Here is a 21289-nt window from a genome sequence, read left to right as displayed (position 1 = left end):
CGAACCACGCGGCGAGGTTCATGCGGCACTCCTGCGCTTGGCCCGCCAGGCGCCCACGCCCAGCACGCTGATGAACAACAGCGCCTGCATCACCAGGGTGTTGGAGAACGGCAGTTGGGCGAACAGCTGCAGCGCGTCGCCGGCGGACAGCAGCCCGCCCATGATCAGCGCCAGCGGAATGATGCGCAGGAAGTTCTGTCCCGCCAGCCACGCCACCAGGAAGCCGATATAGCCGTAGCCCGAGGAGATGTCGGGCTGCAGATGGCCCTGCACATTCGCCGTCTGCACCAGTCCGGCCAAGCCGGCGAACCCGCCGGCCAGCGCCATCACCGCCATGGCGTGGCGGGCATAGGACAGCCCCGCCATGCGCGCCACGCGCGGGTTGCTGCGCAGCAGCGCCAAGCCGGTGCCCCAGCGGCTTTTCTCGACCAGCACATGCAGGCCGAGGGCGAGCAGCACCGCCAGGACGAGGGCCCAGTTGCTGGAGAACGCGCCGAGGTGCAGCTCGGGGAACTTGGCGGCGGAGGGAAAGGCGATGGTGGCCGGCCAGCCGAGATTGGCGGCATCTTTCCACGGCCCGTACACCGCGTACTCCACCAGCTTGATGGCGATGTAGTTCATCAGGATGGTGACGATGGTTTCGTTCACCCCCAGCGCCGCGCGCAGCACGCCGGGTATGGCGCCCCAGAACGCGCCGCCCAGCAAGGCGAGCAGCAGCGCGGCGGGAAACAGCTCCCAGAACGGCGCGGCGGTCATGGCCAGCACCGCCGCCGTGCCGGTGAGGGCGCCGAAGTAAAGCTGCCCTTCCGCACCCACCGTCACCAGACCCATGCGCGCCGGCAAGGCCGTGGCCAGGGCACAGAACAAAATCGGAATGGTCTTGCCGAGCGTGGTGTTGGTGGAGAAGGCGCTGCCGAACGCACCCTGCACGATCTGGCTGAAGATTTGCAGCGGCGCATAGCCGTTGATCCGGAAAAACACCGCCGCCAGCACCAGGAACACGGCCGAGCCGACGAGCGGCACGAACACGCGGTCGACCCAGGGCAGGGCGAAGAACGATTTCATGCCGCTTCCCCATGCGTCATCAAATGCCCGAGCCGCACGCGGTCGGCCTCGCCCGCCGCGAGCACCCCGGCGATGCGCCCGTGGTAGAGCACGGCGATGCGGTGGGCGTAGCGCAACAGGTCGTCCAGGTCCTCGGAAATCCACAGCACGGCAGCGCCCGCGGCGGCCTGGCGGAACAGCTCGTCGTACACCGCCTGCGTGGCGTGCAAGTCCAGGCCCATGGTCGGATAGCAGGCGACGACGAACTGGCGCGGCTCCGACAGCTCGCGTGCGATCACCAGCTTTTGCAGATTCCCACCCGACAGCCGCCCCGACGGCAGGCCGCTCTGGCGCGGGCGCACGTCGTAGCGCGCCATCAGTTCGTCGGCGCGGGTGTCGAGCTTGGCCCAGCGTGGAAACAGCGGCAGGCGCAGCAGGCCGCGCAGCGCCAGATTGAGGCTGTTGCGCATCTCGGCCGCCACGGCGTTTTTCAGCGGGTACTCCGGGATATAGCCCTGCCGCGTGTCGTGTGGCTGGCGGGTGTCGCGGCTGTGCAGCACCTCGCCGTCGAGCAGCACCTCGCCGTCCTGCAGAGGGGCCATGCCGGTTGCGGCGTCGGCCAGCAAGTCCTGCCCATTGCCCGACACGCCGGCAACGCCCAGCACCTCGCCCGGCGCGATGTCGAGGTCGATGCCTTCCAGCGCCAGCGACTCGGTGCTGCAGCGCAAGTTGCGCAGGCTGATGCGCGCCACGCCGCTCGCCGGTGGCGCGGTCTGCGCCACGGGCTTCAAGCTGGTGTCGCCCACCATCAGCGCCACCAGTTGCGCGGCGTCGAGACCGCGCGCGTCGGCTTGCGCCACCAGCTTGCCGGCGCGCATCACCGCCACGCGATGGGCGCAGGCGCGCACGTCATCCAGCTTGTGGGTGATGAACACCACGCTGCGCCCCGATTCGGCCAGCTTGCGCACCACCGCGTGCAGGCGCTGCACCTCTTCGGGCGCGAGCACCGAAGAGGGTTCGTCGAGGATGATGAGGCGGGCGTCGAGGTTGAGCACCTTGACCAGTTCCACCTGCTGCTTCTGCCCCACCGACAGTTCCGACACCAGCCGCCGGGGCGGCACGCCGGGGGCGAACTCGGCCAGCAGGCGCAGGATCTTCGCGGTGTTGTCGGCGCCATGCCAGAGCGGGGCGCCGGGATAGGCCAGCAGCAGGTTGTCCAGCACGGTGAGCGCCGGAATCACGCTGAACTGCTGGAACACCATGCCGATGCCCAGGGCCATGGCGGCACGCGGCGAAGGAATGTCCACCTCGCGCCCGTCCAGCAACACCTGGCCACCGTCGGCACGGTAGTAGCCGTACAGCACCTTCATCAGCGTGCTCTTGCCGGCGCCGTTCTCGCCCAGCAAGGCCAGCACCTCGCCTTCGCCGATGTCCAGCGACACCGCGTCGTTGGCCTGTACCGGGCCGAAGCGTTTGCTGATGTCGATGAGCTGGATGTGCATGGACGAAAGTCAGTTAATCAATGGATGACCCTGGGATAGAAGCTCTGTCGGTAGTTGGTCGTTGATGAGCGGCTTCGGCCTATGGTCAACTACCGACTCCAGGTCCTGCATGTTTGAATTTGGGGATCTTGCATCTGCGCTTGCATACATGTGCGAAAACACAAGCAAGATAAATGCCAGAAGCTCCTTGCGGAGCTTGCCAATGCCTTGACGCTCAGAACTCTCTTTGTTGATCAAACTCGGCGCGTGTACGGAGTTGTTGCAGAAGGTGGATGTCACGGAACAGGTGACCACTCACTCCTCGTCACACAAACGCATGATCCGCAGCGCTTGCTGCAAGTCCTGCTGCGTGTCGATGTCGGTGACGCACCCTGGGTCGTCGACCGATAACTCAGTCAGACCGTAGGCACGCACCACTGCAGCCGCACCTTGGTTGCCGCTGAGCGCCAGCAGGGCTTCGGCACACAGGCGGGAAAAGCGCACGGGATGCCCTGGACGGCCTCGATAGATAGGCCGCACTACAGCCAGGTTCGCGGGCGCCTGGGCGACTTGACGGATCGTCTGTGCCTGCAGCAACGGCAGATCTGCCGGCAGAATGAGCCAGCTTGCCGCTCCCAGGCAAGCACGCACCGCAGCGGCAATGGCATCACCCATACCCGCGTGATCCCCTTGCTCAAGGTGATATTGCAACCCACTGGCGCGCACCATCGCCAAGGAATGTTCCAATACAGTTCGGTCACCGAGTCGGGCCTGCAATTTGTGAGTTGCACCACCGGAGGCGAGAAAACGCTTTCCCTGGCCCGAGGCAAGCAACAAAATCACAGGCTGCATGCTGTTGACTGCTCGAAGTCAATGACACAGCCCGGCATATGCCCCTCGCGCTGGCTGATTACGTTCCTGACCTGCACGATCTCGGCCATGATGGACACAGCGATCTCTGCCGGGGTTCGCGCGCCAATGTCGAGTCCCACGGGTCCATGCAAACGTGCAAGTTCTTCAGCGCTTAGGTCAAAGTGCTCGGCCAAGCGTCGCTTGCGAACAACCTGATTGCGCCGGGAACCCAGCGCGCCCACATAAAAAGCCGCTGAATTCAAGGCTTCTAGCAAGGCCATGTCATCAAGCTTGGGATCATGCGAGAGCGCCACTATCGCGGTGTGCGGATCAGGCAGCAGTTCGCGCACAACGTCGTCGGGCATGCCTGGCATCCGGCACACGCCCTCGAGGTCCAGGGGCGCCATATATTCCTCGCGTGGATCACATACCAACACCTCAAAGTCCAGTACGCGAGCCAGTTGCGCCACCACCTGCGAGAGCTGCCCCGCGCCGATGAGAAGTATGCGCCATCGCGGCCCAAAAACTGTGATCAAGGTCCGTCCATCGAAGACCAGCCCCTGACCTCGCGACGCGATAGCCAGGGTAACGCGACCGGTGGCCAGATCCAATGTGCGCACTACTAGCCGGTGTCCCGCGATGTGCCCTAGAACTCCATCGATCCAGCCCACACCTAGCACCGGTTCGTGCACAAGTTGCAGGGTGCCTCCACAGGGCAGGCCGAAACGCACCGCCGCCTCCTTGTCAACACCATAGATCACGACTGAGGGTAAAGCAGCTTTCGCATCTATACCGCCTGTTATTGCCCCCTTGGCTCGCGCAATCAGATCATCTTCGATGCAGCCTCCTGAAACCGATCCACAGATCACACCATCGTCACGCACGGCGAGCAGCGCACCAGGTTGGCGCGGTGCGCTCCCCCAAGTCTGCACCACTGTCATTAGCGAGACAGCATGACCAGAGCGTCTCCAGGCAAGGATGCGGGTCAGAACTTGCAGATCCAAACTCTCCATAAATGTGCCCTCCTTCAATCCTGGTTAGTAGTTTCACCACATCATCAATGAGCAACGAAAAGTGCGACGATTTCCTCATACATCTCTGAAGTCATCATGCCCCCTCAGCGCGCCTCTCCCTGCTCGATCCGCCGGCGTAGTTCGGCCAGGAAGGGAATGTCGCGAAACTGATCGGGCTCGACCTGGTCCCAGGCCACCCCTTGCGGCTGGTGATAGGGGGTGCGGGTCTCGATACTCTCCTCTTCGGTGAAGATCCAGTCCAGCGCCGAATCGTGGCCGAGCATCAGCAGACGCTCCGCCGCCACGACCTGGCAGGAATGCACCGTCGTGACGATGGGTGTGCCCGCAGGCAGCTTGCCGAGCTCGCGGAAGATGCCCAGTTCGAGGTCGGCGAAGCCACCGCCTTTGCCGGTACGCCCGCCTTCGCGGGTCACCGCCGCGCAGCCCACCACCACCAGATCCAGGGCCGGCAGGTCCTGGATCTGCACAGGAACGCCATGGGCCACGCCGCCCTGCGAGGTGGCGGCAAGCTCGAACGAGACCTGGCGGGCGGCGAGCTGCGCCGGATCGAGCAGCACGAATGGATAGGGACGCTTCAACTCGGGCACCGGCATGTACAACTGCTTGCCGGCGTAAAGCGCGCGCAAACGCAGCGGAATCTGCGGCGGGTCCGGGTTGCACTTGACCACACGGGCGTCGCGCCACATAGGGGTGGCGGCCAGACGCCAGGCAGCCATGTCGGCGCCGACGAAGTTCGGAATGCGGCTGCGCACCGGCCCCACGCCCACCGCCCGGCGCTCCAGCGCGGACCATATCTCGTCGCGCAAGAAGTCCTTGTCGTGGTTGCGGCCCGCCCAGCGTGCTGCGTCGGTTGACGGGGGTGCGGTGTTTTCGGCCATGGTTGTCGCTCCTTTGTGATGCGTTAGTAGCCCGCCGCCGGATCGACGACGTGCGCCGGCCGCTGCCCGGCACGCACCGCCTCGATGTCGCGGACGATCTGCGCCATGCAAGATTCCGGCACGGCCACGCTGGCCAGATGCGGCGTGAGAATGACGTTCTCCATGGCCCAGAATGGATGCTCGGTCGGCAGGGGTTCCTGCTCGCAGGTGTCCACCGTCGCGGCGCCGATCTGGCCGTCGCGCAGGGCGTCAATGAGATCGGCCTCGGTGACCACCGCGCCGCGCCCGACGCTGACAAGCTTGGCACCGCGCGGCAGCGCCTGCAGCACCGTGCGGTCGACCAGACCGCGGGTCTGCGGCGTCAGCGGCAGCAGCACCACCAGGATGTCCAGCGTCCGCAGCCATTCGCTTGGGGGACGTGCGCCGTGGAGGGTCGCAATGCCGTCGATTTGCTTGGGCGTGCGCGCCCAGCCCGACACCGTGAACCCCTGGCGACTGAGTTCCATCGCCACGAAGCCGCCCAGCATGCCCAGCCCCAGCAAGCCGATATGCGTGTGCCGCGCCGGGCGCGGGTGAATGTAGTGCCAGCGGCGCTGCTTCTGTGCCTGCGCGAATTCTGGAAAATTGCGGTGGTAATTCAACACGCAAAACAGCACGTACTGCATCATCATGGCCGCCATGCCGGGATCGTTCAGGCGAACGATGGGCACGCCCTCCGGCAATTCGGGATCGCTCAGGATTGCATCGACCCCGGCGCCGAGGTTGATGATCAGGCGCAAATTCCTGCTAGCCTTCAAGGCCCCGCGCGGCGGCTTCCAGACCAGTGCCACCTCAATGACGTCCGGCTCCTCCACGTCAGGCCAGCCGTGAAAGGACCAATCCGGGAAATTCAGCGCGAATTGCGCGCGCCATGCCTCGGCATCGTCGTAAAGGCTGTAGAACAGGATTCCAGGCATCGGTGTCCCAGGGAGTTCGGGCGATGGCGCTTCGCGACCGCCTATGCGCCAATGCGCGTGGGCTCGTCGAGGCGACTCCAGTCCGGGTCCAGCCTCGACAACTCTCTTTTCAGGGCCTCGAAGTGCAGGTCCGCAAGCGCGCGCTCCCGTGCACTCGTCAAGGCCGCGGCCGCCTGCGCGACGACATCCGGACGAACCGCAAGCAGTGCCTGACCACTGCCTTGTGCCAGAAGCTGAAGTTGGCAGGCACGCTCGAGGAAATAAAGGTCGTCAAACGCCCAGGAGATTTTCGGGCCGCACACGATCACGCCATGGTTGGCCAGGAACAGCACGTCCTTGTCGCCCAGACAGGAAACCAGGCGATCGCCTTCCTCATCGTCCAGTGCCAGGCCGTTGTAGTGGCGGTCATAGGCCACGCGCTCATGGAACCGCACGGCACTCTGGCTCGCCATCTCCAGCCGGCCCTCCTCCAACATGGCTAACGCCGTCGCATACAAGGAATGCGTATGCAAGATGCAGCGCGCGTCGGGCTTGGTGCGGTGAATACGGCCGTGGATGTAAAAAGCCGTGGGCTCGACCTTGTGTGCCCCCTCGACGACGGTTCCGTTTACGTCGATTAGCAAGAGATCGGCGGCCCGCAACTCCGACCAGTGCACGCCTTCCGGGTTGATCAGGAAATAGCCCTCCATGTCCGGCACGGCATAACTGAAATGGTTGACGATGCCCTCCGAGTAGCCAAACCTGTGGCATTGCCGCAGCGCGGCGCAGAGGTCGATTCTGGCTTGGTCGACAGCGTGAAGTCGGGTCATGTTGCGTTCCCTGTTGAAAGACATCTGACGCAAGACTCGGGCGCCCCGGCTTGCCTGCGCGAAGCGCTCATGTGCTCCCCAGCACGGCCACCACGGCCCGCTGGAACACTTCGACCGGAGGCACGAACAGGCCCCGGCCCAGCAAACCCTTGCGGCCTGCGGCATCCAGCATGGCGATTGCCGTCAAGGGCGCGATCCCGCGCGCGCCCACCATGGCCGCATCCAGCGCCGACCGAAGGCCGAGCCCGGCAAGCTTGGGATGTAGCCCCGCCAGTAGCGCGGCCGGTCGCTGGCGCCAATCCGCCGGCAGCCAGGGCTCCAGTGCCTCGGCCACTTCGGACGCCCCGGCCAGAGCCTGGCCACCGAAACCCGCGGCATCGATGACACCGCTGTCGCCGATCACGGGCGATGCCTCGGCCTGCTCCGCGCCCTCGAGACGTGGCCCTGCGGGCGCTGTGCCCGGCGTGACAAACCAGGCATTCGGCTTGCCAGCAAGCCGAATGCCTAGGTCTTGCCCGTTGCCAGCCATACCGACGACGAGCGTCGAGCCGGGGGCGTGGGCCGTGGCGAGCAGCAGATGGCAGACGGCCATCCAGAGCGTCAAGAAAAACAGCGGCGACCCCGACAACATCTCGGCAACCTTGCGCTGCTCAAGCTCCGGCCCCCTCCAGGCCTGACCTAGCATCATCGGCTGCAAGTGCGCGACGAGTGCTGCGTTGGCGGCGGACGTGCGCGCGTGCAAATCGTCACCGTTGCACAAGCCGGCGATCGCCAGCGGCCAAAGCGGAATCGGCGCGATCTGCAACCAGGCCGCCAGGCAATCGGCGAGCGGCCCATCGCGCCACGCCATGCGCTCCAGGACACGACGGTCGAGGCTTCCGAAACGCAGTTGCGGCCCCGCCCCGCTCGACAATAACGACCATGCGCGCGGGGCGGTGCCTGTTGCGCACCCGAGATCGCTGACTTCGACCAGGGCCGAGCGTGGCGAGATGACGGCCGCCAAGGGCGTCACCGCGCCCCACTCCTGCGCTGGACGCAGGGTGATGCGACCACTGGCAATGGCTTTCTCGGCATCGGATTCGTCGAGCGCCCAGCACTCGTACAGACAAGCCAGAATGGCAGAGGCCAGCAATGGCGGGCTCGGGCGGCGCAGGTCGGCCAACGGTGGGCCCGCGTGCAAGAGCGTGAAGTCCGGCAGACGCAGCGCCTCGCGCGCCGTCCGCACCGCCAGCCAAGCAGGCTCGACCGTGGCCATACGCGCCAGCGCCGCCTCATTGGCATGCGTGAAACCCGGCGGCCCCAGGTTTGCCCGCGTGCGGCCTGGGCTGATTGTCTCCATATGCGGCACCTTAGGCCCGCCGCCAGAAGTAAATCAGTCTACGCATGCGTGCCATCAGCAGAGGCCAGAACAGTTGCCCGAGATCGAGCGGCTGATTCACGCGTTCCCCGACCGGGGCTGGGGACGCGGCAATCGGCACTGCGGTCGGCTGCGCCACATCCGGGCCGGCTGCCGGCAGAACCGCGGCGGATTCGGCCTCGAGTTTGCGCTGGAGATTTTGGGCGAAAGCTTGCGTCAGGCGTCCCGCCAGTTCCTGCACGAGATTGCCCCGCGAGAACTGCGCAAGGTTGCCAACCATGGAATAGTTGACATGCACCTCGACCCTGGTCGCTTCGCTCGCGTCCACGTTCGGTTCCGCGTGCAACGAAAAGGCTGCATCACCCTTGACGCGCGAGCCCGTCTTGCGGTCGCTGCCTCCACCTGTCACACGCCCGGCATAGGAGCTGTCATCCAAGACCATTTCGCCGTCACCGGCAAACGCCGCCACGATGGGGCCGAGCTTGACGGTCATGACGAGCTTCAGCTTGCCGTCGTCGGGCCGCTCGGTCAGCGAGGTGCCAGGAAGGCAAGCGACGATGCCCTCAGTATCTTGAAAACTGCGCCACACGGTTGCACGCGGAAACGGCACGCGGAAGGACTGTTCAATGTCCACGATGTTCACCTTCCGGCATGGTTGGGCACGGTGTCGCGTTGGCGCTGGCGTGACGTGCATCCAGCGCGCGGCGGATGGCGCGAACCAGGCCGACATAGCCCGTGCAGCGGCAGAGGTTGCCGGATAGCTCGTGACGAATGCGCGCATCGTCGGCCTCGGGCAGGCGCGTGACGATGTCCCTCGCCGTGGCGAGCATTCCTGGCGTGCAATAGCCGCATTGCAGCGCGTGTTCCGCCGTGAAAGCGGCTCGCAGTTCCTGCATCACCGGGTCGTTGTCGAAGTGTTCGATGGTGCGCACCTCGGCGCCGGAACAGGTCACGGCGAATGCGATGCAGGAGCGTGTCGGCACGCCATCAATCATCACGGTGCAAGCGCCGCAGACGCCCTGTTCGCAGCCTAGGTTGGTTCCCGTCAAGAGCAGCTTCTCGCGCAGGAAATCGGCGAGGTGCGTGCGCGGCTCCACCTCCGTGCAAACGGTTTTGCCATTGACCTTGAGTTCAAGTGTCGTCATGCATTGACTCCGCGAAATGTTTTGACGGCATGCGCAGCTCGCGCCAAGGCCACCGCATGAATTTTGTAGTCGTAGGAATCCGGCTCCAACCCAGCTGCGACCAACTGTTCGTGAGCGAATGCATCGTCCCAAGCATCGATCAAGGGGCTCGCATCGCAGATGACGTAGGGCGCACCGGCAAGGGCGCCGATCACGCCGCGCCTTACCCCGCGCTGTGGGTCGTCGACGAAAGCCGCGATGGCCTCGGCGAACTCCCCGGCCTTGCGATTGAACTTGTAGTAACTCCAGCGCGAGTCGGCTGATAGCGCTGGAATGCGAATGCCAGTCAGTATCTCATCCTCGTGCAGCGCAGTCGTGAAAGCTCCGAGTATCCAGTCAGGCTGGTCAATGGTGCGCGCGCCGGCAGGCCCTTCCACCAAGTACTGTGCGTCGAGCACGGCCATCAGATTGACCCAGTCTGCCGCGGGATCCGCATGCGAAAGACTGCCGCCGAGTGTTCCGCGATTGCGCACGGCCCGATAGGCAATGCCGTGCGCAACCCAGGGCATCATGCCGCGCGTGGGGTCCAGAGCGAGGCCATCCTCGATGGCGGCATGCGTGGTGAGCGCGCCCAGCATCGTGTAGCCATCTTCCGTGCGGCATTCGCGCAACGCGTCGATCGCGCGCAAATCCACCAGCAGATCCGGCTGGACCAGACGCAGATTCATCATCGGCCCGAGCGACTGTCCTCCGGCGATGTATTTGCCACCGCCGCCGCCCTGCCGAAGCTGCGCCACGGCCTCGCCGCACCGCGCCGGCCGGCCATAGTCGAAATGCGCGGCCTTCACGCAGCCTCTCCATGGGTGGTGGATCGGCCCGCCGCAGCCGCGAGCGCACCCAGGACCACACGCGGCGTGATGGGCAATTCGTTGATCTCGACCCCGAACGGCCGCAGCGCATCATTGACCGCGTTGGCAATTGCGGCGGGCGAGCCGATGGCGCCGCTTTCGCCGATGCCCTTCTGGCCGAATTCGGTGTAGGGCGACTTGGTTTCCATATGTTCAATGCGAATCGCCGGAACTTCGGTGGCGCCCGGCAGGATGTAGTCGGCTAGCGTGGACGCCAGCGGCTGGCCATCGGCGCTGTAGCGCATTTCCTCGTAAAGGGCGGTTCCGATGCCCTGTGCCACGCCGCCGTAGACCTGACCGTCGACCACCATCGGATTGATCAGCGCGCCCCCGTCCTCGACAATGACGTAGTCGAGAATCTCCACCTGCCCCAGTTGGATATCCACGGCGACGACCACCGCATGGCAGGCGTAGCTGAAGGTTCCAGAGTCGCGCCGGGTCTGATACGTCACGCCGACGTCCAGCCCACGCGAATCGACATCCGGTGGCAACAGGTGCGGCTTGAGATACCAGACATGGGCAATCTCGGCGATGCCGACATCGCCGGTAGTCCCGACCACGGCGCCACCGGCGTAGCGGACCTGCGCACGATCCTGCTTCAGCAGCCATGCGCCGATGTGGATCAGCCGCTCCCGCAGTTCCTTGCACGCCTGCGCGACAGCTCCGCCCGCCATAACGATGGAGCGCGAACCCCAGGTCCCGGTGGAATACGGAGTCGTACCGGTATCGCCGAGCACGGTGCGCACGCGCCCGGTATCGATGCCCAGAACCTCATGCGCGATTTGGGCCAGCGTGGTTTCCATGCTTTGCCCATGCGAATGCACACCGACACGCATTTCCAGCACGCCGTCAGGCGTGAGCCGGACCATGGCGGGTTCGCGCCCCGGCACCATGGGGATGCCCCAGCCGTGATAGACCGAAGTGCCGTGCGCGCCCTGCTCGCAAAAGACGGCGAGGCCAAATCCGATGCGGCGACCGTCCGCTTCCCCCTTTCGCTGCCGTGCGCGAACCTGGCCCAAATCGATGCTCTTGACGGCGCGGCGCACGCTCTCCGGATAATCGCCGCTGTCAAAATGCTTGTGGGTGATGTTGTCGTAGGGCATCTCGTGCGGCTGCACGAGGTTGCGCAGACGCACCTCGTGAGGCTCGATCCGTGCGGCAACGGCAATGGCGTCCATCACGGACTCCATCGCGTAGCACACGCCGGTGCGGGCCACGCCGCGGTAGGGGAGGATGGGCGGTTTGTTGGTGGCGACCGACCAGGTGCGGCAACGGTAGCGCTCCATTTTGTAGGGACCGGGCAAGATACTGCTGACCTGCGCCGCCTCTAGGCAGGCCGAGAAGGGGTAGGAGGAATAGCACCCCGAATCGACGGTGGCCTCACAGTCCACGGCCAGCAGACGGCCGTCGCCATCGGCATAGGCCGTGATGTCGTAATCGTGCTCGCGGCAATTGGCATTGGCCGTCAATTGTTCCCGCCGGTCTTCGATCCAGCGCACGGGATGGCCCAGGCGCATGGCAAGCCAAGCCACGCACACCTCTTCGGGCAGCAAGATGCCCTTGTAGCCGAAGCCTCCTCCGACATCCGGAGCAATCACGCGGACTTGACCTTCGTTCAAGCGGAGGCAACCCGCCAGGCCAGTCCGGTTGATATGCGGCATCTGGGCCGCTGTGTACACCACGAGTTGTTCAAGACGGCGGTCCCAGTAGGCCACCACGCCTCGCCCTTCCATGGGCGACATGCTCTGGCGCGCGGTCCGCAAGTGACGATGCACACGTATCGCCGCAGAGCGACGGATGTCGTCCAGATCCGCATCCACCTCCGTTTCCAGAAAGACGTTGTCCCCCCAATGCTCGTGCACCAGAGGCGCGCCGGGCTGGCGCGCGGCGAGCATGTCAACGACCGCAGGCAACTCCTCGAAATCGACGAACACCTGCGCGGCGATGTCCTCGGCCTGCGCACGCGTATCGGCCACGCACATGGCGATCATCTCGCCAACCTGGCGGACCTTGTCCCCGGCCAGGACCGGCTGTGCCGAAGCCTTGAATCCGGGCAGGCCCGAATTAGCCACGATCGGCCGCACGGCGTCGAGATCCGCGAGCACGTACACGGAATCCTCATCGCCCGCGGGCTTCTCGATGCCGCGGATGTGCGCATGTGCAACGGGACTTCGCACGAAGGCCACATCGCGCATCCCGACCATGCGAATATTGGCCACGTATTCACCGCGGCCACGCATGAAGCGGTCATCTTCCTTGCGCGGCAGCGAAGCCCCGATCCCCTGCGCGAGGGAGGTGGGTCCGGGGCGCTCTTCAACCCCGGCACGCGACATCGCCCGCGTCTCCGTATCTGTCACGCTGTTCATGCCGCCTGTGCCACCGGAAGAATGGAAGCCTGCGCATCGAAGCGAACCCCCGCGCGCAGACAGAACAGCGGCTGCAGCAACCGCTGCGCCACGACCTGGGTGCCTTCGTTGTCGCGTAGCACCCAGCGCCCGCGCTCGTCGGCCAGCACCGTGATGTCTGCCGCGGCGCCGGGACGTAGGGTGCCGGCACCGTCGTCCAGCCCCGCCATGCGCGCGGCCTGCCACGTGACCATCGGCACGATCTGCTCCAGCGTCAGGCCGAGGGCCAGCATGCTGGTCATAGCCGACACCAGGCTGAAGCGGGTGCGACCGAGGAACATGTGGTCCTGATCCGGGTGCTCGTCTGGCGTTCCAGCCGGCGCCGGAACCGGGGTGTTGTAGCCGTGCATGTCAGCCCCCAGGGTGTCGGGCACGATGCCGGCCTCCAGCACGGTGCGCGCCGCCTTGAAGCTGAAATGCGAGCCGTGGCCGACGTCGATCTTCAAGCCGCGCGCCGCAGCTTCGAGGGCCAGCGGATGCAAGCGCCCGTCGTCGTTGACGAAACCGCCCGGATGACGGCTGAACGGATGGGCCAGCACGTCGCCGGGCTTGAGCAGATCCAAGACCTGGGTCAGGATGGTGTCGGCCTCCACCTTGTGGATCGCCTGGTGCGGCATCGGCCAGAGCTGGCCGAAATGGATGTACAGCGGCAACTCGGCCTGCTCCGCGATGCGCGCTGAAGCCCGCATGACCTCCACGCCCCAGCGCGCGAAGCCACCGAGTTCCGCATGCGCCTTGATGCCTCTGACCAAGCTCTTGTTGGCGAGCGCAGCTTTCACCGTGGCGTCGACATCCAGACATTCCGGACGGTATAGCTCGGGGTAAAAATGCCCTTCCAGACCACCAACCAAATAGGCCGAAAGGAAAGCGTAGACACGACTAGTCGCGGTTTCAACGACGTAGTGACGAAAACCCGGCAAGGTCATACAGCTCGCTCCGCCTTGGTCGATCAGTGTCGTGACGCCTGAATACACTCCGCAAAGATCAGCATTGAGGCCGAAGCGGCCCGTCACATGCTGATAGACATGCGCGTGGGTGTCGATTAGGCCAGGTAGAACGAGTCGGCCGGCGCAGTCGATCACCTCGGCCTGGGGATCCGCCAGATCCGGCCCGATGGCCTGGATACGCCCGTCGCGTATCAGCAAGTCGCCGACTTCATCCACACCCGCGGCCGGATCTATCACCCGACCTCTGCGTAACAGTATCAGTATCGTCTTCATGTTGACCTCTCCTTTTCTTTCGATGATGCCGCGCCTACATCCGCGTCGAGCACCTGGACATGCAGTTCCATCGGCTTGCGATTGTTGATGGCGATGATGTCCTGCGGACAGGCCGACAGAACCACCACCAGATCCATGCACGCCGTGAACATGACGTGATCGCCCGGGTTCGACACCGGTGGCAGCCACGCCACGCTGCCGTCCGGCTGGAATGGAATATTCATCCACAGGTTCAGCGGCGCAGGCACGTCCTGCGCCCGCAGCCCCACCGCCTGCAGCGCCATGCGGAAGTTGTCCGCGCAGTTGTCGTGGTAGTCGGCGACGCCGAGTCCGCGGTAGCGGTAGAGGTCGCAGGCGGCCATCTGCGTGTCGTGGACGCCCGGCGAGGTGTCGGCAGAAAAGCGCAGCATCGGGCGGCGGCGATTGCTCACCAGCACGTCGCCCACGCGTGGAATCAGATGGTCGGTCGCGGCGCGCGTATGCGGCATCGAAAGATACTCGCCGAGGTCGTCGGTATTCAGCGCCCAGGCGTCGCCGACCTGCGTGCCGTGCGGGTTGATGATGCACACGGTCTGCCCGCGCCGCACCCGCACGGCACGTCCCTGCCGTGCCGGAACGACATAGGTTGCGCCGGGGTTCGGGATGCCGCCTGGCGCAATGGGATGGTCCGCCGTGGGGTTCAAGCCGAGTGGCGCGCCGTTGTCGCACGTGCTGCACGCCGCAGCGCCAAAGGTTCCATCTGCCGTAGTCATACCGCCTCCGTGCCTGCGTTCCGGCCCATGTGCACGGCGAGGCCGCGACGTTTCCACGGAGCCAAGAAATCGCGCAGGCGCTCAGAGTCCGGGGTTTCGAAGATCGACCGCGGCGGCCCTGCCTCGATGATCTCCCCTGCCTCCATGAACACCACGCGCGACGAGATATCGGCGGCGAAACTCATCTCGTGGGTCACCATGACCATGGTCATTCCCTCCCTGGCCAGAGCCTGAATGATCTCCAGAACTTCGTCGGCCAGTTCGGGGTCCAGCGCTGAGGTTGGCTCGTCGAGCAATAGCACCTCGGGCTGGATGGCGAGCGCCCGGGCGATGCCGACGCGCTGCTGCTGGCCACCGCTGAGGTGGGCGGGATGGTGGGCTGCGCGATGGCTCAGCCCGACCCTCTCCAGCGCGGCGCCGGCGATATTCCTTGCCTTGTCCTTCGCCATGCGCCGGCCAAGCACCAGCGGCGCCATCACGTTCTCCAGCGCCGTCATGTGCGGCCAGAGGTTGAACTGCTGGAAGACCATCGCCAGCGGACTGAGCACGCCGGTGATATTGCGCTCCGTATCGCGCTGGCGCCGGCCCGCAGCGTCCTCGAAATACCCCAGACGGGCGCCCTTGATGTAGATCTCCCCCCCCTCGTGGGTTTCGAGGAAGTTCATGCAGCGCAGGGCTGTCGTCTTGCCCGAGCCGGATGGACCGATGAGGGTGACGATTTCCGAGCGGCCCACCTCGAGGTTGAAATCGGTCAGAGCGGCTTGCGTGCCGAAGTTCTTGCAAACCCCGCGCATCGAAATCATCGACGTCATCGCGCCGTCCCTCCAACACCGTAGAGCCGGCGTGCAAAAAAGTTTTCCATCGCTTTTCCGAGAAGACCCATGGCCGTGGCCATGACCCAGTAGCACAGGGCGATCGTCAGATACGGGCCCAGGTAGTTGAAGGTTTCCGCGACGATCTTGCCGGCGGTCATCGTCAGCTCCGGCACCGTGATGATCGACACGATGGAGGATTCCTTCAGCGTCAGGATGAACTGGTTGACCAGCATGGGCAGCGCGAACGTGACGGCCTGCGGCAGCTGGATGTGCCAGAAGACCTGCCGCCGTCCGATACCAAGCGACCCCGCGGCCTCGACATGGCCGCGCGGGATCGCGTTCCACGCGCCACGGAAAATTTCGCTGAAATAGGCCGCCGCGTACAGGGACAGCCCGACCACCCCGGCTTGCATGGCCGACAGCGTGATGCCCAGCGAGGGGAAGCCGAAGTACAGCACGAAGATCTGCACCAGGAATGGCGTGCCGCGAATCAGCCAGACGTAGGTGCGAATCGCACGCCGCACCCACTCTGGCCCGAACAAGCGCAAAGCGTTGAGGGCGAAACCCAGCACCAGGCCCAGCACCGCGCTGGCCAGGCTCAGGAACAAGGTGAGGCCCAGTGCAGGAATGAACTCATGGGCCTTCCCACCCATGTCCAGGAAGGCCATCATCGGTAGGCTCGCGCGAAGCGCGCCTCGAGTGCACGACCCAGCAAGGCCAGCCCAGAGGTCAGCAGCAGATAGACCAAGCCGACGAGGATGTAGATTTCCAGAGGACGGTAGGTCGTGGACACCAGTTCCTGGCCCGCCCGCATGATTTCGGTGACCGCGATGACGGAGATCAGTGAGGAGATCTTGACGATATCGATCAACTCGCTGACCAGTCCGGGCAGCGTATAGCGCACGACGCTGGGTAGCTCGATATGCATGAGGATGGCATGCCCCGGGATGCCAAACACCCTGGCGGCTTCGATCTGCCCCTTGGGGATCGACTCGAACCCCGCGCGCAGGATCTCCGACTGGAAGGCCGACGTATTCATACTCAGGGTGAGAATGGCCGCCAGCACGGGGGGGAGGTTGATCCCCACCGTGCTGGGCATGTAGAAGAACATCAGCAGTTGCACCAGCAGCGGCGTGCCGCGGAAGAAGCTGATGTAGGCCGCGATCACGTACTGGACGAGAGCGATCTTCAGCTTCCTCGCCTGATTGATCAGCACGCCCAGCGTGAAGCCAAGAGCAATGGCGGCGAGCGATACCAGGATGGTCATGCGCGCGCCGGCCAGCAAGGGCCCTGCATCCTGCAACCACCGCGCCGCCGCGCCCATGTCCGTCCCGGCCTCTTGCGCTGTTTACTTCGCCGCTTCCGGCACGGTGACCACGTCCGGCAGGTCCATGGTGAAGCCGAACCACTTCATCTGCAGCTCTTTGAGCTTGCCGGATTTTTTCAACTCGGTGATACGGTCATTGAAGAAATTGACCAGTGAGTCGCTGTTCGGCCCCTTGCGGCCGACGAAGCCGAAGTAGGACTTGGGTCCGATGACATCGGGCAGCATCTTGAACGTATCCGGCCTGGCCTTCACCAACGGGCCCAGGCTCGAGATGGACTGCGCCACGGCGTTGATCCGACCCGCTGCCAGATCCGCGAAGGCATCCTGGATGCTGACGTAGCCCTTAAGCTCCTTGGCGCCTGGCTTACCTTCCTTCTTCAGCTTGTCGTTGTAGATCTCGAGCACTTTCATCATGCCCGACCCCGCCTCAGATCCCACGACCTTGCCGCTGATGTCCTCCGGCTTCTTGATCGACGTGTCGCCAGCGTGCACCAGCAGGCCGACGGTCGCATCCGCCAACGGCTGGGTGAAGTGGAATTTCTCCACGCGCTCCTGGGTTTGGATCACCGCCGTGACCACGATATTGAACTTCTTCGCCGCCAGGCCGGGCAGGATGCCTTCCCATGGCACGTTCATCTGGTCGACTTTCACGCCCGGCAGGCCGGCCATGATGTAGTGCATGACGTCCTCGTCATAACCAACGATCTTCCCGTCCTTGACGAACTCGAACGGCGGGAAGGCCGCCTCAGTGCCGATCACGATTTCCTTTTTCGCCTTGATCTCGGAAAGAAGGTCGGCAGAAGCCGTCTGAGCCACGAAGGAGGTGGCGAAGGCTGCGAGAATCCCGGTGAGCAGAAGCATCTTCGGTTTCATGTTTGAGTCCCTTTACTGAGTCGCGATATAGTGGAAAGAAATGTGAAGCTCGTCCAACTGCGAGAGAGTTCCCCACTTGCGCCGGAGACTCTTCTCTTGTTGCCCTTGCCATCCTGGACTTCCTAGCACCGACGCTGCGGACTGCGTCCATTCCGGCAGGAACCACGTCGGTAATCTTGTGCACAAGACTCCATGCAAGATGCGTGCCATAGCCCGGCGGTACCCAAGCGATGCGCCACGCAGACAACATGTCACGCAAGACCCTAACTGTGACGGATGCCCCATCAACCGAGACATCTCGGACACTTGCCCAGCATGCTTCGGTCCAATTGGCACACCCCTTGCATACAAGCCTGGACACCCCTGTGATGCACATCCCGCCCGACCATCCCGCGTCCGCACGCTCCCGCACCACGAATCCAACGTGGGGAACATGCCGCGGCATCCGGCATCACCCGGTTCCAGTGCGCAAGGGGCACCGCCCTGGTGCGCCTTGCACCAAGGCCGCCGTATCGACCCATGCCAACATTGAGGCAAACCATGCACGACACCCCCACACCATCCGCTGACGCCCCGACCCACATCGACATGGTTCGATGCGCCGCGGCACAACTCGACCTCGTGCTGGCGGATGACGCCGTGCAGCGCATGGCAGCCCAATGGGCGCGCCTGCAAGCCATGGCCTCCATGCTGACGGAAGAGCATTTAGGCATTGCCGACGAACCCGCGCCGGTCTTCACGCCCTGAACGCCGGCGCACAGCCTCACCCAACAACCCTGCCGGCGAGACGATCTTCCATGACAACACCCGACTCCTCCATTCCGCTGCAAGCCGCCGGAACCCTGGCGCAGGCCATCACCGCCGGCGAGATCTCGGCCCTGGAAGTGACCGAACAGGCCTTGGCGCGCATTGCCGCGTTCGACGGGTCCATCAACGCTTTCACCGCAATCACGGCGCAGCGCGCACGCGACGAGGCGAGCAAGATCGACACCATGCGCGCGCAAGGCATCCCGCTGCCTCCACTGGCCGGCGTGCCCTATGCGGTCAAGAACCTGTTCGATATCGCCGGGCTCACCACGCTCGCCGGCTCGAAGCTGCTGGCCACGCAGCCCTCCGCCGTACACGACGCCGTGCTGGTGCAACGCATGCAGGCTGCCGGCGCCGTGCTGGTCGGTGCGTTGAACATGGACGAATTCGCCTACGGTTTCACGACCGAGAACAGCCACCACGGCCCGACGCGCAACCCGCACGATCCAACGCGCAGCGCCGGCGGGTCCTCGGGTGGAAGCGCTGCAGCGGTTGCCGCAGGCATGGTGCCACTCACGCTGGGCTCGGACACCAACGGCTCGATCCGCGTGCCGTCCTCGCTGTGTGGCATCTTCGGCATCAAACCCACCTTTGGCCGGCTGTCACGCCACGGCAGCTACCCCTTCGTCTACAACCTCGACCATCTCGGCGCCTTCGCGCGCAGCGCGGACGATCTGGTCCTGTGCTACGAAGCGCTCCGCGCGGGCGAACCGGCGCGCGCCGACACCGCGCCGATGCTGCCGGGCGCCCCCTTGCGCGTCGGCCTGCTCGGCGGCTATTTCCAAAACCACGCCGGGCCGCAAGCGCGCCAGGCTGCGCGCATGGCCGCCGATGCCCTCGGCGCGCGGGACGAGGTGGATTGGCCCGGCGTGGACGCCGCGCGCTCCGCGGCCTTTCTCATCACCGCCACCGAAGGCGGGCAACTACACCTGGACCATCTGCGCGTCCAGTACGACCAGATGGAACCCTTGTCACGCGACCGCCTCGCCGCTGGGGCCATGGTCCCAGCGGCCTGGTATGCACAGGCCCAGCGCGTGCGCGCGCGCTTTCACGCTCGCGCCCTGGAACTCTTCAGCCGTTACGACCTGCTCATCGCTGCTGCGACGCCGGTGCCGGCGCAGCCTCTAGGCAGCGAAGACTTCGAACTCGACGGCCGCATGCTGCCCACGCGCGCCAACATGGGCCTGCTCACCCAGCCCATCTCATGCATCGGCCTGCCGGTGGTCGCCGTGCCGATCCGGCATACGCCGGGCACCATGCCGCTGGGCGTGCAGCTCATCGCCCCGCCCTGGCGCGAGGACATCGCCCTGCGCGCCGCAAGAATGCTGGAAACCGAGGGCGTGGCGGTCGCCACCCCCGTTCCCTTCTGACCACACCCCAACCCCCATGCCCAACATGATCCCATCCACGATCAACCTCCCGGACGTCCTAGCCGAGGTCGAGGACGTGTTCGCGCGTTACGAGCAGGCGCTGGTAAGCAACGACGTCAACAGCTTGGACGCGCTGTTCTGGAACTCGCCGCACACCCTGCGCTATGGCGCAACCGAAAACCTCTACGGCTTCGACGCCATTGCCGCGTTTCGGGCCCAACGCCCGAGCCAAGGATTGGCGCGGCGCATTCGCCGCCGCAGCATCACCACCTTCGGCCGCGACTTTGCCGTGGCGAACATCGAATTCGAACGTAGCGGCAACCCGCGCGTCGCACGCCAAAGCCAGACCTGGGTTCGCTTCGAACAAGGCTGGCGTGTGGTTGCCGCACACGTGAGCTGGATGGAGGCGGCATGAAGACGGCCGCAGCGCGCACGAACAGCGTGACGCGCAAGGGCAAGCCCGCACCCAAACCGGCCTCGCGGGCCTTAGAAATCTACGCCCGCCTGCGCGAGGATGTGTTCGAGTTCCGCCTGCTGCCCGGCCAGCGCTTCACGGAATCGGAACTGGCCGAGTATTACGGAGCCTCACGCACGCCGGTGCGCGAAGCCCTGCTCAGGCTGCAGGCCGAGGGTCTGGTGCGCGGCTATTTCCGCAGCGGCTGGGAGGTCGTGCCCATCGACTTCGCCCGCTTCGACCATCTCTACGAATTACGCAAACTGATCGAGGTCCATGCCGTACGCAAACTGGCCATGCGCGAGGTAGCCGCCGATCTGCAAGGCCTGCTCGACAGGCTGGCGGCGACCTGGATCGTGGACAAGTCGCAGCGCCTGAGCGATTCCCGCAGCATCGCCGCCCTGGACGAAACCTTTCATACCGACCTGGTGACTGCCGCCGACAACCCCGAAATACTGCGGGTGCATGCCGACGTCACCGACCGCATCCGCATCATCCGGCGGCTGGACTTCACCTACGCCCATCGCGTCAGCACCACCTACGACGAGCACGCCGCCATCCTGCGCGCCATCCAGCGCCACAAGGCCGACCAGGCCGAGCTGCTGATCCGCGCGCACATCGACCGCAGCCAGATCGAGACCCGCAAGATCACCCTGCACCGGCTGCAGAGCGTGCGTACCGAGGCGCAGCAAGGCGTCCCGGTTTAAGGCGATCGAAGGACCTTGCCGGCCGCCCGGGTCGTCTGGGCATGGCGCTGGAACTCCTGCTTTGGCACGCATCTTGCATTTGCCTTTGCACACAAGATACCTGCGCATCCGCTTAT

The 21289-nt window shown here is 64.9% G+C and carries 22 protein-coding genes; 4 read left to right on the top strand and 18 right to left on the bottom strand.

Annotated elements, in window-relative coordinates; all coding sequences use genetic code 11:
- Positions 1-18: 18 nt before the first annotated feature.
- From ACYCUK_RS10815 to ACYCUK_RS10730, 18 genes are all read right to left on the bottom strand, one after another.
- Entirely contained in the window at positions 19-1065 is a 1047-nt protein-coding gene (locus ACYCUK_RS10815) for an ABC transporter permease (protein ID WP_461594770.1), read from the bottom strand.
- Entirely contained in the window at positions 1062-2546 is a 1485-nt protein-coding gene (locus ACYCUK_RS10810; protein ID WP_461594769.1) for an ABC transporter ATP-binding protein, read from the bottom strand. Before ACYCUK_RS10810 ends, ACYCUK_RS10815 begins: the two co-directional genes overlap by 4 nt.
- 294 nt (positions 2547-2840) lie before the next feature.
- A complete protein-coding gene (locus tag ACYCUK_RS10805) occupies positions 2841-3377 on the bottom strand; it encodes a nucleotidyltransferase family protein (protein ID WP_461594768.1) in 537 nt (178 codons plus the stop codon).
- Positions 3365-4390 carry an XdhC family protein gene (locus tag ACYCUK_RS10800; RefSeq protein ID WP_461594767.1) on the bottom strand — a complete coding sequence of 342 codons (1026 nt, stop codon included), beginning with the start codon at positions 4388-4390 and terminating at the stop codon, positions 3365-3367. Before ACYCUK_RS10800 ends, ACYCUK_RS10805 begins: the two co-directional genes overlap by 13 nt.
- Before the next feature lie 104 nt (positions 4391-4494).
- Positions 4495-5289 (bottom strand): 5-formyltetrahydrofolate cyclo-ligase, encoded by a 795-nt coding sequence (locus ACYCUK_RS10795; RefSeq protein ID WP_461594766.1) that lies wholly within the window; start codon positions 5287-5289, stop codon positions 4495-4497.
- Positions 5290-5312: 23 nt separating this feature from the next.
- A complete protein-coding gene (locus ACYCUK_RS10790; RefSeq protein WP_461594765.1) occupies positions 5313-6245 on the bottom strand; it encodes a 2-hydroxyacid dehydrogenase in 933 nt (310 codons plus the stop codon).
- Positions 6246-6286: 41 nt separating this feature from the next.
- Positions 6287-7078, bottom strand: coding sequence for an aldolase (locus tag ACYCUK_RS10785; RefSeq protein WP_461594775.1), 792 nt, complete (start codon positions 7076-7078; stop codon positions 6287-6289).
- Positions 7079-7121: 43 nt separating this feature from the next.
- Positions 7122-8393, bottom strand: coding sequence for a YlbE family protein (locus ACYCUK_RS10780; RefSeq protein WP_461594764.1), 1272 nt, complete (start codon positions 8391-8393; stop codon positions 7122-7124).
- A gap of 10 nt (positions 8394-8403) precedes the next feature.
- On the bottom strand, positions 8404-9045 hold the full coding sequence (locus ACYCUK_RS10775; protein ID WP_461594763.1) for an SRPBCC family protein: 642 nt from the start codon (positions 9043-9045) through the stop codon (positions 8404-8406).
- Positions 9035-9556 (bottom strand): (2Fe-2S)-binding protein, encoded by a 522-nt coding sequence (locus ACYCUK_RS10770; protein ID WP_461594762.1) that lies wholly within the window; start codon positions 9554-9556, stop codon positions 9035-9037. Before ACYCUK_RS10770 ends, ACYCUK_RS10775 begins: the two co-directional genes overlap by 11 nt.
- Complete coding sequence (locus ACYCUK_RS10765; protein ID WP_461594761.1) at positions 9553-10383, bottom strand: FAD binding domain-containing protein; 831 nt, start codon at positions 10381-10383, stop codon at positions 9553-9555. Before ACYCUK_RS10765 ends, ACYCUK_RS10770 begins: the two co-directional genes overlap by 4 nt.
- Positions 10380-12776 (bottom strand): xanthine dehydrogenase family protein molybdopterin-binding subunit, encoded by a 2397-nt coding sequence (locus ACYCUK_RS10760; protein ID WP_461594774.1) that lies wholly within the window; start codon positions 12774-12776, stop codon positions 10380-10382. Before ACYCUK_RS10760 ends, ACYCUK_RS10765 begins: the two co-directional genes overlap by 4 nt.
- A 29-nt stretch (positions 12777-12805) precedes the next feature.
- Entirely contained in the window at positions 12806-14068 is a 1263-nt protein-coding gene (locus ACYCUK_RS10755; RefSeq protein ID WP_461594760.1) for an amidohydrolase/deacetylase family metallohydrolase, read from the bottom strand.
- On the bottom strand, positions 14065-14820 hold the full coding sequence (locus ACYCUK_RS10750) for a DUF1989 domain-containing protein (RefSeq protein WP_461594759.1): 756 nt from the start codon (positions 14818-14820) through the stop codon (positions 14065-14067). The genes ACYCUK_RS10755 and ACYCUK_RS10750 overlap by 4 nt, the downstream gene beginning before the upstream one ends.
- Positions 14817-15632, bottom strand: a complete 816-nt coding sequence (locus ACYCUK_RS10745; RefSeq protein WP_461594758.1) for an amino acid ABC transporter ATP-binding protein — start codon at positions 15630-15632, stop codon at positions 14817-14819. The genes ACYCUK_RS10750 and ACYCUK_RS10745 overlap by 4 nt, the downstream gene beginning before the upstream one ends.
- Positions 15629-16288: an amino acid ABC transporter permease gene (locus tag ACYCUK_RS10740; RefSeq protein WP_461594773.1), complete on the bottom strand. Its 660-nt coding sequence runs from the start codon at positions 16286-16288 to the stop codon at positions 15629-15631. Before ACYCUK_RS10740 ends, ACYCUK_RS10745 begins: the two co-directional genes overlap by 4 nt.
- Positions 16289-16302: 14 nt before the next feature.
- Positions 16303-16959: an amino acid ABC transporter permease gene (locus ACYCUK_RS10735; RefSeq protein WP_461594757.1), complete on the bottom strand. Its 657-nt coding sequence runs from the start codon at positions 16957-16959 to the stop codon at positions 16303-16305.
- 24 nt (positions 16960-16983) lie between these two features.
- Positions 16984-17835: a transporter substrate-binding domain-containing protein gene (locus ACYCUK_RS10730; RefSeq protein WP_461594756.1), complete on the bottom strand. Its 852-nt coding sequence runs from the start codon at positions 17833-17835 to the stop codon at positions 16984-16986.
- A 540-nt stretch (positions 17836-18375) separates the two neighbouring features.
- On the opposite strand from ACYCUK_RS10730, the gene ACYCUK_RS10725 reads away from it, so the two are divergent.
- The 4 genes from ACYCUK_RS10725 to ACYCUK_RS10710 are packed head-to-tail and all read left to right on the top strand — an operon-like array spanning position 18376 to position 21173.
- The gene (locus ACYCUK_RS10725; RefSeq protein ID WP_461594755.1) at positions 18376-18582 is read left to right on the top strand and encodes a DUF4089 domain-containing protein; all 207 of its coding nucleotides are present in this window, start codon (positions 18376-18378) and stop codon (positions 18580-18582) included.
- A gap of 50 nt (positions 18583-18632) precedes the next feature.
- A complete protein-coding gene (locus ACYCUK_RS10720) occupies positions 18633-20012 on the top strand; it encodes an AtzE family amidohydrolase (protein ID WP_461594754.1) in 1380 nt (459 codons plus the stop codon).
- Between the two features lie 25 nt (positions 20013-20037).
- The gene (gene hpxZ / locus ACYCUK_RS10715) at positions 20038-20427 is read left to right on the top strand and encodes an oxalurate catabolism protein HpxZ (protein ID WP_461594772.1); all 390 of its coding nucleotides are present in this window, start codon (positions 20038-20040) and stop codon (positions 20425-20427) included.
- Positions 20424-21173, top strand: a complete 750-nt coding sequence (locus ACYCUK_RS10710) for a GntR family transcriptional regulator (RefSeq protein ID WP_461594753.1) — start codon at positions 20424-20426, stop codon at positions 21171-21173. The genes hpxZ and ACYCUK_RS10710 overlap by 4 nt, the downstream gene beginning before the upstream one ends.
- Positions 21174-21289 lie beyond the last annotated feature (116 nt).

The organism is Thiomonas sp. (genome assembly GCF_054608695.1).
Note: the sequence above shows the minus strand (reverse complement) of the source record. Positions and strands in the feature narration are given on the sequence as shown.